The sequence below is a fragment of the Bacillus sp. FSL W8-1202 genome (assembly GCF_038006165.1).
Classification (GTDB): domain Bacteria; phylum Bacillota; class Bacilli; order Bacillales; family Bacillaceae; genus Bacillus; species Bacillus subtilis.
Map to the genome: position 1 here is coordinate 1,595,602 of NZ_JBBOUR010000001.1, position 13,197 is coordinate 1,608,798.

Consider the following 13,197-nt stretch of genomic DNA (forward strand, 5'->3'; position numbering starts at 1 on the left):
AGGAATCACATTGCTATGCGTCATGCTTCTATTTTCAGCTATTGCGTCTTTTCCCGTTTCTGCGCAAGCGAAAGATCAAGATGCCGGCATTCTCATCATCTATTCAACCTTGGATGGCAAAGAGTCGTCACAAGTCAAAATGCTCGATTTGCTTGCGGGCCACTTTACATCCCATGTGACAGTCAAAAAAGATTTAGACGTTGAAGCATCGGATTTCAAAGGGAAAGACCATGTGATTTATTACGGCCAAACGAAAAGAAAGCTCAGCCAAAAACTGCTGTCTCTTATCAGCGGCGTTAAAAAACCGGTTGTCGCCATTGGCTATAACGCAGGCCAAATCAGCCAATTTTCCGGTCTTTCATTAGCCCGCAAAGAAAATGTGTTTCAGGTTCACAGCAGGTCGGAAAAGGCCGATGTGTCTCTGGAAAGCGGGCTTAACGTGCTGAGTGTATCAGGCCTGAAAGGAACGGCGCTTTACACCTTCAAAGCCGATGACGGCACAACGCATTCTTTTATATGGAAAACAAAAAAAGGGAATGTGTACATTGGATTAACAAATTTGTTAAATGACAATTTGATCGTGGCGAAACAGCTCAGAGAAGCTTTCGGAGAGAAGGCGGGGACGACGTTATTGTATTTGCGTCTCGAGGATATCAGCCCGATGTCTGATGAAAAATTGCTGCTTCAAGCCGGTACATACCTGCATAAGCGGCATATTCCTTTTATCCTGGCGGTCATTCCGGTTTATTTGAATCCGGAAACAGGCGACAAAGTGTATTTGTCTGATCAACCGAAGATGGTCAAGGTGCTGAAGAAGCTGCAAAGCATGGGCGGCAGTATCATTGTTCACGGCTATACTCACGCTTATCGCTACAGTGAAACAGGAGAGGGCTTTGAATTTTGGGATGCAAAGGCGGATCAGCCGATTACATCCGGAAATGCCGAAGACCCCCCGTCCATTTTGGAGAAAGAACAGGACTTCCCGAACGAACAAGCCTATCACAGCTATCTCGAACCATTTCGGGAAAAGGAAGAAACGTATACAAAACAAAAACTGACGCGTGCCATTGAGGATTTGACATCATCGGGTCTTTACCCGCTGGCGTTTGAAGCGCCGCATTACACGATGTCCGATTATGGCTATCAAATCGCCTCGCAGTATTTTACAAGCATTTTCGGCCAGGTCCAGCTCAGCAGCACAACATGGAAAACATCCGGTGCACCTCCGTTTGTGACTGCTCCTTCGATGTTGCACGGAATGACGCTTTATCCGGAAACGATCGGCTTTGTCGACACATCGAAGCAAAACCCGCTCGGTGAGATGGAGGAGCACATCTCCCAGATGATTGATTTTGAAGGCGGAGTAGCCGGAGGATTTTATCACCCGTACCTCGGGATGAAATATCTGCCGGAGCTGGTTGATCAGATGGAACGCATTCCAGACAGTGAATGGCTTGATTTAAAGAAAACGAAACAAACCGTCAAAACAGACAAAGTAGAAATTCATACAAGCGGTGATGGAACGATTCAGGTGAAAAACGGCGTAAGCGCCATTGACGAGTTTTTCGATCATCACCGGCAAACCCCTCTGGAAAAGGCGTTATGGATTCTCTCCGCTGTTGTGCTCTTATTTGTCATCATGTTTGTCAGTTATACGTTTTACTTGAGAGCCACATTGAAAAAACGAATTTTTAAGGAGAGAAGAAGCCTTGGGTAATACGCTGTTCTTTATCTCGCTAAGTTTAATATGGGTTATGCTTCTCTACCACATGTTTCTCATGCAGGGCGGGTTTCGCCACTATATGACCTTCGAACGGAATATCCCGAAGTGGAGAGAAAACATGAAGGAACTGCCGAAGGTCAGCGTTCTCATCCCGGCGCATAACGAAGAGGTTGTGATTCGGCAGACACTGAAGGCGATGGTCAACCTTTATTATCCGAAGGACCGGCTGGAGATTATCGTCGTTAATGATAATTCATCAGACCGGACGGGTGATATCGTCAATGAATTTTCCGAGAAATACGATTTCATCAAAATGGTGATTACGAAGCCGCCAAATGCAGGAAAAGGAAAATCCTCTGCACTTAACTCAGGTTTTGCCGAATCAAACGGCGATGTGATCTGTGTGTATGACGCCGACAATACGCCTGAGAAAATGGCCGTGTATTACCTCGTGCTCGGCCTGATGAATGACGAAAAGGCAGGCGCCGTGATAGGGAAATTCCGCGTCATCAATGCGGCAAAGACGCTGCTGACGAGGTTTATTAATATCGAAACGATCTGTTTTCAGTGGATGGCCCAGGGAGGCAGATGGAAGTGGTTCAAAATCGCCACGATCCCAGGCACCAACTTCGCGATCCGCAGAAGCATTATCGAAAAGCTCGGAGGCTGGGATGACAAAGCGCTCGCTGAGGATACTGAGCTGACCATCCGGGTATATAATCTCGGATATCATATCCGCTTTTTCCCTGCCGCCATCACGTGGGAGCAGGAACCGGAAACATGGAAGGTATGGTGGCGCCAGCGCACCCGATGGGCGCGCGGCAATCAATATGTCGTGCTCAAATTTTTGGCGCAGTTTTTTAAGCTGAAACGAAAACGGATTATCTTTGATTTGTTTTATTTTTTCTTTACGTACTTCCTGTTTTTCTTTGGCGTGATCATGTCAAATGCGATTTTTGTAGTGAATTTGTTTTATGATTTGCATTTGTCTGTTGGATTTTTGGCAATGATTCTCTGGATTTTGGCGTTTTTCTTATTTATGACAGAGGTCATGATTACGTTGAGCATTGAAAAAACAGAAATGAACAAGCAAAACTTTTTTATCGTATTTCTCATGTACTTCACATACTCGCAGGCATGGATTGTGCTTGTTATCTACTCTTTATTCGTAGAAATCAAGCACCGTTTATTCAAGCAAGAGGTCAAATGGTACAAGACAGAACGATACAATCAACATAAAAGCGGGTGACCTTTTTGAAACAAATAATGATTTTTCTCACAAGCTTCATGCTGCTGGCGATGACTGGACAAACGGCTCTTGCCAAAGACGTACAGGTCAGCGGTTCGCTCCTCGGGAAAAGCAGCCAAGAACAAGCCAAACAGCAGGTGCTTACAAGCGAGCTGATTACACTGTATGGATCAAAAGACAGCGCAGAGCTGACGTATCAGATCCCGGCAGGCGCCTCTTCGGGCAATCAGCAATTGGTAATCGAATACGAGGCATCAAATCTTTTAATTTCTCCATCATCGTTAACGGCTGTCATTGATGATGAACCGGTCAAGACGTTAAAGCTTGATGGTGATTCCAAACGGAAAACAGTGAAGCTGAATCTGAATAAAAGCCAGTCTGCGCAAGGCTATCACAACGTATCGCTGAAATTCTACGGCGTAATGAAAGAGGGCGTGTGCGTCAGACAGGATACATCAGGCAACTGGATCAAAATTTATCCGGACAGCCGGCTGACACTTGCTGACAGCAGTGAAGCGAAGGGAACGTCGCTGGACCATTATCCGTATCCTTTCGCCCAATCTGGAAATACAGCGGAAGAAACAGCTATCGTCATTCCGGATAACCCAAGTTCAGCAGAAATAGATGCTGCTGTTAAAACAGAAGGCTATTTGAAAACGGTGGACAGCAGTGTCAGTATTGCGTATGTCACGGAATCTGAACTGAAAAAAATCGATAAGCCGACGATTGTTATCGGCGTGGACAAACATTGGAACGGCAAAGTGAAAAAACTGTTGAAACAAGCCGGGCTACAGGCAAAAGGAGAAAACCTTCTGCTTGCGGAGCGGGTGCTGAAAGCAGAGGGCAAACAGCAGCCGGTTCTGTTTGCGCAAGCGGCGTCCGAGGACGCGCTCACTAAAAAAATCAGCGTGATGACAGATCAGACATATACAGGCCAGCTCAGCGGCGATACACTTTCAATCAGCAAGCTTCAGCAGACTGAAAAAAAAGAAAGCGATAAGCTGACCCTCGAGAATTTTGGAGCGGGTGATATCACAATTGGAGCCGACAAAACATCTTCAGTACTTTTATCCGGCTTCGGCTGTTTTAGATGAAAACCAATCGGCGAAGCTGTCGCTTAAACTGAAAAAGTCTGAAACGATTCAAGCCTCAACGGCTGAAAACGAGTCAGCCTCTCAGGCCGCAGAACTGAAAGTGATGCTCAACGGCCAGCCGCACTCGGTCCGGCTTGATGAATTAGGAAAAGAAGATAAAAACGGATTCTATCATGTCACAGTGAAAGTGGACCCTAAACTGCTGCATAAAAACCGCTACATTGATATTCAGTTCGTCACGACCGGTTTAAAGGAAAACAACCCTTGCAACACCACTGATGAAGAAAAGTGGGTTTTTATCGATAAAAACAGTACATTATCATACGCTATCAAAGGCATGTCTCCGTCAGCGGATTTTCAAGAGTGGCCGCTGCCTTACGCCGGAAACCAGGATCAAACAACGTTAATCGTGCTTCCTGACACCGTAAGCCAATCGAAGCTAGAGGAGCTTTCTCTCGTAACAGAATCCTTTGGCAGCGAAGCACAGTATTCATATACGGTAAAAAAATCATCTGACGTTACAGCAAAGGATGCGAAAGGACGAAACCTCATTTTCATAGGGGGGATCAATCAATTTTCTCTTCTGAAGGAGAAATCATCAGATCTGCTTGTGCCGCAGGAAAAGAACGGCTCGTTTGATGTATCTGGTTTCGAGATGCTAAATGAGACGACAAAACAAGTGGTATTTACCCAAGCATCGGTTTGGGATTCACGCTATACAATGGCTGTCTTTGCACCGTCAAAAGGAGATGGCACGGCTGTCACAAAAGAGATCATAAGTTATCTGAACAGCAACGATGAGTCGGCAACCGTCCTTAATGAAACAAACAGCCAGCAGGTGTTTACAAACCACCAGCAGCTCAAATCGGAAACAAACAGTTCCGATGCAGAACAACCAACACAGGATCATAGCCAGAAATGGATGTATATTGGTGTGCTGGCACTCATTATGGTGATTGCGGCAGTGTTCATTTGGATTGCCGTAAGACGCAGAAAAAGAAAGACAGATACAGAATAAAACAGAGGCGATTTTAGCCTCTGTTTTTTATTTTTGGCAAGTAAATTCCATTTGTGGAACCTGTCATTTTATTTTTTTCTCTCAGCCAATAAGCCTCTTTACAACGTGCGGGAACGGGAGTATGATCTCTTTTAGAAAACAAATCGCTTAATCTGAAATCAGAGCGGGGGACCCAATAGAACGGCTTTTTGCCGTTGGGGTGAATCCTTTTTAGGTAGGGCTAACTCTCATATGCCCGAATCCGTCAGCTAACCTCGTAAGCGTTCGTGAGAGGAGATGAATGAAACCTGTGTTCGATGTTATGGCACAGGGGCATCCGTTTGCCTCTGTGTTTTTTGTTGTTCATTTTTGAATGCAAATCACATACAGAGACATCATAGCAGAAAGGACTATCATCAACATGTGAGAGCAAGACACTGATGTTTTATTGTTTTAATTGAAAAATGAGAAATTAAAAGGGGAAGACATCGATGTATCATTCAATCAAACGTTTTTTGATTGGGAAACCACTAAAATCCCAAGCAGCTGGAGAGCAAAAACTGACGAAATTAAAAGCCTTGGCTATGCTTTCCTCAGATGCGCTGTCATCTGTCGCATATGGGACAGAACAAATTCTAATCATTTTGGCAACAATCAGTGCTGCCGCATTTTGGTACTCCATTCCGATTGCGGTGGGCGTTCTCATCTTGCTGCTCGCACTGATTCTTTCATACAGGCAAATTATTTACGCTTATCCGCAGGGCGGCGGGGCGTATATCGTTTCTAAAGAAAATCTCGGTGAAAAACCGGGATTGATTGCGGGCGGTTCATTGCTTGTTGATTATATTTTAACAGTAGCGGTAAGTATTTCCGCAGGCACGGACGCCATCACGTCAGCCTTTCCTGCATTGCATGATTATCATGTGCCGATCGCTATTTTTCTCGTGTTAGTGATTATGATTTTGAACCTGCGCGGTCTTTCGGAATCGGCATCCATTCTTGCCTACCCGGTTTATCTGTTTGTGGTGGCGCTTTTGGTTCTCATTGCAGTCGGGTTGTTTAAACTTATGACAGGACAAATAGACCAGCCAGCCCATCATACACCGCTAGGCACACCTGTAGCCGGCATTACGCTGTTTTTGCTGCTTAAGGCTTTTTCCTCCGGATGCTCAGCGTTGACCGGGGTTGAGGCCATTTCTAATGCGATTCCTGCATTCAAAAACCCGCCTGCGCGAAACGCGGCAAGAACGCTTGCGATGATGGGGATTTTGCTGGCGATTCTGTTTTCCGGCATCACGGTGCTCGCGTACGGATATGGTACGGCGCCGAAGCCTGATGAAACAGTGGTTTCACAAATTGCGTCCGAAACCTTCGGGCGGAATGTGTTCTACTATGTCATCCAAGGTGTCACATCGCTTATTTTGGTTCTTGCGGCAAATACGGGATTTTCAGCCTTCCCGCAGCTTGCCTTCAACCTGGCGAGAGACCAGTATATGCCGAGAATGTTTACAGTCAGGGGCGACCGCCTAGGCTTCTCAAATGGGATTATCTTTTTAGGCGTTGCTTCCATTGTGCTCATCCTGTTATTCGGGGGACAGACAGAGCACTTAATTCCGTTATATGCTGTCGGCGTATTTATTCCATTTACGCTTTCGCAAACCGGCATGTGCGTTAAATGGATCAAGCAAAAACCAAAAGGCTGGATCGGAAAAATGCTGATCAACTCCTGCGGCGCTCTGATATCGTTTATGGTTCTATCCATTCTGTTTGTGACAAAGTTTAATGTTGTATGGCCTGTGTTAATCTTTATGCCTATCGTCGTTCTGTTGTTTTTTGCGATTAAAAATCACTACACCGCTGTCGGCGAACAGCTTCGCATCGTAGACAAAGAGCCGGAAGAAATCAAAGGCACCGTTGTGATTGTGCCTGTGGCCGGTGTCACCACCGTTGTGCAAAAATCGATTCACTATGCGAAATCACTGTCCGATCAGGTGATCGCCGTTCACGTGTCATTTGACAGAGAACAGGAAAAGAAATTCGAAAAACGCTGGGAAGAGCTTAATAACGGCGTGCGTCTCGTTACGCTTCACTCCTCGTATAGAAGCCTTGTCCATCCGTTTGATAAGTTTTTGGAAACAGTTGAGGCAAAAGCGAAGAAGGAGCAGTTTTCCGTTATGGTGCTGTTTCCGCAATTTATAACGAAAAAACGCTGGCACACCATCCTTCACAACCAATCGGCCTTCCTCCTCAGAGTCCGGCTGTTCTGGAAAAAGGACATAATGGTTGCCACACTGCCGTATCATTTTAAAAAGTAAAGCTCTAGGACCAAGGGAATCACCTTGGTCCTTTTTTGCGGGAAAAGGAGGTATGGCGGTGTATACACAAGGTGCTTTTGTGATCGTATTGAACGAAAGTCAGCAAATTCTGCTGGTGAAACGAAAAGATGTCCCTCTATGGGATTTGCCGGGCGGCAGGGTTGATCCCGGGGAATCGGCTGAGGAAGCGGCAGTGCGGGAGGTATTGGAAGAAACGGGATACAATGCAGCGCTTTCTGCGAAAATAGGTGTTTACCAAAGGCCAAAGTTTCAAGATGAACAGCATCTGTTTTTCGGAAGCATAACAGGCGGACAAGCAGTGGCTGACGGCATAGAGACAGCGGGATTAAAGTGGGTTTCCCTGGAGCGTTTGCCGCTTTTTATGGTGCCGAACCGAAAAAGGCAGATCAATGATTTCAAGAATGGCGCTCAAGATGTAAATGTCACCGTCAAGGATAGAGGGTTGCTCGCGGCGATCGACCTGTTGAAAAGAAGACTGGGCAAGTGATTCAGGTCTCCGGGTTTTAAAGCCTTTCTCCTGTGGTATTGAAAAAAGGAAAAAGGAGGATACGTTATGGCACACAAAACTGCAGGACAAGCAATGACAGAGCTGCTTGAGCAATGGGGAGTTGATCATGTATACGGCATCCCCGGAGACAGTATAAATGAGTTTATTGAAGAATTAAGACACGAAAGAAATCAACTGAAGTTCATTCAAACCCGCCACGAAGAGGTAGCGGCACTGGCAGCCGCGGCTGAAGCAAAACTCACCGGCAAGATCGGAGTCTGTCTGTCAATCGCAGGGCCGGGAGCGGTGCACTTATTAAATGGTTTATATGATGCTAAAGCCGACGGCGCCCCTGTGCTGGCGATTGCAGGACAGGTTTCTTCTGGCGAAGTCGGACGGGACTATTTCCAGGAGATCAAGCTGGAGCAAATGTTTGAGGACGTGGCCGTGTTCAACAGAGAGGTACATAGCGCGGAATCACTTCCGGATCTCTTAAATCAGGCGATCAGGACCGCCTACAGCAAAAAAGGCGTTGCGGTATTGAGCGTGTCAGATGATTTGTTTGCGGAGAAAATCAAACGGGAGCCCGTGTATACTTCACCGGTGTATATTGAAGGGAACCTTGAACCGAAAAAAGAACAGCTCGTCACCTGCGCCCAATATATTAATAACGCTAAGAAGCCGATTATCCTGGCAGGGCAGGGAATGAAAAAGGCGAAACGGGAGCTCTTAGAATTTGCGGACAAAGCCGCCGCTCCGATCGTTGTTATACTCCCGGCAAAGGGTGTTGTTCCCGATAAGCACCCGCATTTTCTCGGCAACCTCGGGCAGATCGGAACAAAGCCGGCTTACGAGGCAATGGAGGAATGTGATTTATTAATCATGCTCGGAACGTCATTCCCGTACCGTGATTATTTGCCAGATGACACGCCGGCGATACAGCTCGATTCAGACCCGGAAAAAATCGGAAAACGGTATCCGGTGACAGCGGGCCTTGTCTGCGATTCGGCTCTCGGTCTGCGCGAATTGACAGAGTATATTGAACGCAAGGAAGACAGAAGATTCCTGAATGCCTGCACAGAACATATGCAGCATTGGTGGAACGAAATTGAAAAAGATGAGACAGAGGCAACAACACCGCTTAAACCTCAGCAGGTCGTGGCCCGTCTTCAGGAAGCGGCAGCTGATGATGCGGTGCTCTCTGTCGATGTCGGCACTGTGACAGTCTGGATGGCGCGTCATTTCAAAATGAACGCGAACCAGGATTTCATCGTCTCCAGCTGGCTTGCGACAATGGGCTGCGGCCTGCCGGGAGCGATCGCCGTCTGTGGTGACGGGGGATTTTCCATGGTCATGCAGGATCTTCCGACCGCTGTCAAATATAAGCTCCCGATCACAGTCGTCATTTTAAACAACGAAAATCTTGGTATGATTGAGTACGAGCAGCAGGTCAAAGGCAATATCGACTATGTCACAAAACTTCAAAATGTCGACTATGCCGCATTTGCAGAAAGCTGCGGAGCAAAGGGCATCAAAGTGACTAAAGCGGAAGAGCTTGCGCCGGCATTCCATGAGGCGCTGCACTCTGACCAACCGGTCGTTGTGGATGTCATGATTGGAAACGAACCGCCGCTTCCTGGCAAAATCACATACGGGCAGGCGAAAGGCTTTAGCAAATACATGCTGAAAAACTTCTTCGAAAACCAAAAATTTGAAATGCCGTCACTGAAGAAAAGTTTGAAACGGTTATTCTAAAAAAACAGAGGCCCCAAAAGGCCTCTGTTTTTTGTTGGAAACAAACGTATTTTCAGCTATAACATGCTTGAATTCATAAAATGATCGGTATACTCGAAATAGACAAAAGGACAAATGCATCTTGTTTCAAAGCAATGAGATGCATTTGTCCTTGTATGTTTATTCTTATCAAATCTTACAAAACTCTTCTCATTATAAGCTTATTTCTCTTTTTTCTTCAGCCCGAAGAAGAAAGGAAAAGCAGAACCGACCAAGAAGGTGCCGAATAAAAACATGCCGCCGATAAACACGTGGAAATTTGTGTGTCCGGCCGTAAACGCCGTGATTAGCGAAATGATACTGAGCACGACCATGGCAATGCCGGGCGTGACTCTCATTTTTCCCTTGGATTTATGGGCAGCAACAGAACATAAAATGCCGATAACAATAGGAACAATCCACAAATAAAACAGAATAAATACTGACATCATCAAAACTCCGATTTTTCTTCTATCATAACAAATTTCTGTCAAAAAGGGTATCAATGAGCTTTTGCGAAAAAATAAAAACCGGCTTTAGAAGCCGGTTTCAGTTTGTCGACAAAAGGGGTTCGGAATGGTCTCATTCCGAACCCCTTTTTAGCTTTTTATGGGATTTTAAGCTATTTAATAAAAAGACAGACCTCTTCGAGTTCATCATTTAGGCCATTTTTGGACCTTGCCACGTCCAGTTGGCCATCTTCTTCAGGTTCATGGCAGCGAAAGTAAGCATCGCCTGCATCGACAATTTTTTAAGTCCCCTTAACGTTGTCCAACGCATGCCATGCTTTTCTTTTCCATCTGCGAATACACGCTCAATGGTTTCTTTACGTTTGGCATAAATCTCTTTCACCTCTGCGTGATAGCGAAGATGGTCTGCCTCTTCTACGTATTCCTGCCAAATATGACGCGTCACCACTTTCTGGTGGTCTTTACTCTCCGTACATCTGGCTAAAAATGGGCATGTCGCACAAATCTGTTTTGGCGATTTGTACTCCCGATATCCTTCTTTATTCGTTGTCGAGTAGGCCAAGATCTCACCTGCCGGGCAAAGATAACAGTCAAAGTATTCGTCATACACATAGTCATGTTTTCGGAAAAAACCTTTTTTCGTACGTGGTCGTGTGTATGGCAAGGCAGGGGTCATCCCCTGTTCCAATAAGTAACGGGTAATCGCAGGAGTTTTGTACGCGGCATCTGCGGCGACCGCTTCAGGCTTTCCGACTCTCTCTATGACCTTTCCGACCAATGGCTCTAAAATCTGACTATCATGTGTGTTGCCAGGTGTGACCATGGTGCCAAGCACAAAACCGTTACGATCCGCGGCTGCGTGAAAAGAATAGGCGAACTGCTTCGTCCGTTCATCCTTCACATAGTAACCACTCTCTGGATCGGTGGTGCTTTCTTTGATTTCTTTCTTCTCTTCCTTCTCAAACTTGTCCGGAGGAAATGTTTTTTTTCCGTGATCTTCCCGGTCCTGGTTAATCTCTTCTTGAAGGCGTTCCTGATACGCGCGTGTCTCTTTGCGAACGACTTTCTTTTCAAATTTGCGTTTGTTCGCACTCGCTTTAACATGGGTCGAATCCACGAAAACGTGCTCGGCACTGATTAGCTTTTTCTCGGCAGCTTCCTTTAAGATGCGATAGAAAATCTGTTCAAACAGATCGGTATCTTTAAAACGGCGTTCATAGTTTTTTCCGAACGTAGAGAAATGAGGCACTTTATCGTGAAAACCATACCCAAGGAACCAGCGATAGGCCATATTGGTTTCCACTTGTTCAATCGTTTGGCGCATGGACCGGATTCCAAACGTGTATTGAAGGAAGGTCAATTTAATTAAGATGACAGGATCAATACTGGGACGACCGATTTCTGAATACATGTCCTTCACCAAGTCATAGATGAACGAAAAATCAAGTGCTGCCTCTATTTTACGAACCAAGTGGCTGGCCGGTACCAATTGATTTAACGTAATCATTTCTAATTGATCTCGTTGAATGGGATTATGTTTCGAAAGCATGTCAATCACCTCAAGTTATGTAGTACTTCCATTGTAAAATAAAAAAGACTGTAGGCAAACTGGATTTCTTCCAGTTTGTCTACAGTCTGAAACCGGCTTTAGAAGCCGGTTTTTTATCGAAACGTATCTACAATTAAAAACACATTCAAAGCAACGATCAATACAGCAATCAGCCAAGACACCACTGTGACCCATTTGGCGTTGATCAGAGATCCCATGATCCGTTTATTGCTTGTAAACATAATAAGCGGAATGAGGGCAAAGGCGATCCCGAAGGACAGCACGACCTGGCTCAGTACGAGAGCGGTCGTCGGATTAACACCTGACGCGATGATCAAGATCGGCGGAATGATCGTGATAAAACGCCGTACATACAGCGGAATGCGGTAGTTGATAAATCCTTGCATAATCACGTCGCCTGAAAGTGTGCCGACAGACGAACTGGATAGACCGGCAACGAGCAGCCCGATCCCGAATAAAGCCGCAGACATAGGGCTGACAAGATGTCCGAATTGCTGAAATGCGACGTCGAGATCCTCAACAAACAGGCCGTTTTTGAAGAATAATGCGGCAGCCACAATCAGCATACTTGCATTAATAGCCCCTGCAATCAGCATCGCTATTAAAATATCAATAAATTCAAACCTAAAGATTTTTTTCCGTTCTGCATCAGTTTTGCCAACCACCCGCCGCTGTGTAAGGGCAGAGTGTAAATAAATGGCGTGCGGCATAACAGTTGCGCCAAGAATACCCGCTGCAAGAAGCACACTGTCGGTGCCATGAAACGCCGGGACAAAAAGGCCCTTCATCACAGACACGGCATCAGGTTTTGCGAAAAAGGTTTGCAGCGCAAAGGCGATCACGACGACAAACAGCATACCGGCAATACCGGCTTCAAGTGAGCGATAACCGCGGCGCTGAAGCTCCAATATCGCGAAAGAACCGATCGCCGCAATAATAGACGCTTCAAGCATCGGAATGCCGAACAGCAAATACAGTCCCAGAGCCGCTCCGATAAATTCCGCCAGGTCAGTTGCGATAATGACAAGCTCGCCCTGAATCCATAATCCGATCGAGACAGGCTTCGGGAATTCTTCACGGGCAACCTCAGGCAGATTTTTGCCTGTCGCAATACCGAGTTTGGCGGATAGGGATTGAATTAAAAGGGCCATGATATTAGAAAATAAGATCACCCATAAGAGCATATATCCGTATTTAGAACCCGCCGAAATATTCGTTGCGAAGTTGCCGGGATCAATATAGGCAATGGCTGCTATAAATGCAGGGCCGAGAAAAGGGAGCAGCCCTCTGAATCCTCTGATTTTCCCGTCAAGCGCATCTTGGACGGCTTTGGAACGGGGAGATTGTGCTGTGATGTCCTTGTTCATCATGTCTCACCTGAATTCTGTTTGTTTTTGCCGTACAACAAAGAGTTTCCTTAAGGCAAATTATTTTATCTACATCATATGACCATCCCGGTTTCTTGTCAACCGAAAATGTTCAAAATACACTTCTGAAT

8 protein-coding genes, 2 pseudogenes and 1 riboswitch are annotated in these 13,197 nt (G+C 45.9%); of the genes and pseudogenes, 6 read left to right on the top strand and 4 right to left on the bottom strand.

All coding sequences use genetic code 11. From position 1 onward, the window contains the following. Positions 1 to 10 precede the first annotated feature (10 nt). The 6 genes and pseudogenes from NSQ09_RS08280 to NSQ09_RS08305 all read left to right on the top strand — a co-directional run bounded on the left by NSQ09_RS08280 (position 11) and on the right by NSQ09_RS08305 (position 9,641). Positions 11 to 1,717: a DUF2334 domain-containing protein gene (locus tag NSQ09_RS08280; protein ID WP_095844125.1), complete on the top strand. Its 1,707-nt coding sequence runs from the start codon at positions 11 to 13 to the stop codon at positions 1,715 to 1,717. Continuing rightward, entirely contained in the window at positions 1,710 to 2,972 is a 1,263-nt protein-coding gene (locus NSQ09_RS08285) for a glycosyltransferase family 2 protein (protein ID WP_041057726.1), read from the top strand. Before NSQ09_RS08280 ends, NSQ09_RS08285 begins: the two co-directional genes overlap by 8 nt. Positions 2,973 to 2,977: 5 nt before the next feature. Further along, positions 2,978 to 5,084 (top strand): annotated as a pseudogene (locus NSQ09_RS08290) (cellulose biosynthesis cyclic di-GMP-binding regulatory protein BcsB). Positions 5,085 to 5,218: 134 nt separating this feature from the next. Continuing rightward, a riboswitch (cyclic di-AMP (ydaO/yuaA leader) is annotated at positions 5,219 to 5,362 on the top strand. A gap of 192 nt (positions 5,363 to 5,554) precedes the next feature. Continuing rightward, entirely contained in the window at positions 5,555 to 7,378 is a 1,824-nt protein-coding gene (gene kimA, locus NSQ09_RS08295; RefSeq protein ID WP_017697019.1) for a potassium transporter KimA, read from the top strand. Between the two features lie 58 nt (positions 7,379 to 7,436). After that, on the top strand, positions 7,437 to 7,886 hold the full coding sequence (gene mutT / locus NSQ09_RS08300; RefSeq protein ID WP_017697018.1) for an 8-oxo-dGTP diphosphatase MutT: 450 nt from the start codon (positions 7,437 to 7,439) through the stop codon (positions 7,884 to 7,886). Between the two features lie 66 nt (positions 7,887 to 7,952). Further along, positions 7,953 to 9,641: a pyruvate oxidase gene (locus tag NSQ09_RS08305; RefSeq protein WP_041336813.1), complete on the top strand. Its 1,689-nt coding sequence runs from the start codon at positions 7,953 to 7,955 to the stop codon at positions 9,639 to 9,641. Between the two features lie 56 nt (positions 9,642 to 9,697). Here NSQ09_RS08305 and NSQ09_RS08310 read toward each other — a convergent pair. From NSQ09_RS08310 to NSQ09_RS08325, 4 genes and pseudogenes are all read right to left on the bottom strand, one after another. Beyond that, a pseudogene (locus NSQ09_RS08310) lies at positions 9,698 to 9,813 on the bottom strand (hypothetical protein). 28 nt (positions 9,814 to 9,841) lie between these two features. Beyond that, entirely contained in the window at positions 9,842 to 10,108 is a 267-nt protein-coding gene (locus NSQ09_RS08315) for a hypothetical protein (protein WP_041336811.1), read from the bottom strand. A gap of 211 nt (positions 10,109 to 10,319) precedes the next feature. Then, on the bottom strand, positions 10,320 to 11,678 hold the full coding sequence (locus NSQ09_RS08320) for an IS1182 family transposase (protein WP_041339714.1): 1,359 nt from the start codon (positions 11,676 to 11,678) through the stop codon (positions 10,320 to 10,322). A 113-nt stretch (positions 11,679 to 11,791) separates the two neighbouring features. Next, the gene (locus tag NSQ09_RS08325) at positions 11,792 to 13,069 is read right to left on the bottom strand and encodes an Nramp family divalent metal transporter (protein ID WP_032680356.1); all 1,278 of its coding nucleotides are present in this window, start codon (positions 13,067 to 13,069) and stop codon (positions 11,792 to 11,794) included. Between the last annotated feature and the right edge of the window lie 128 nt (positions 13,070 to 13,197).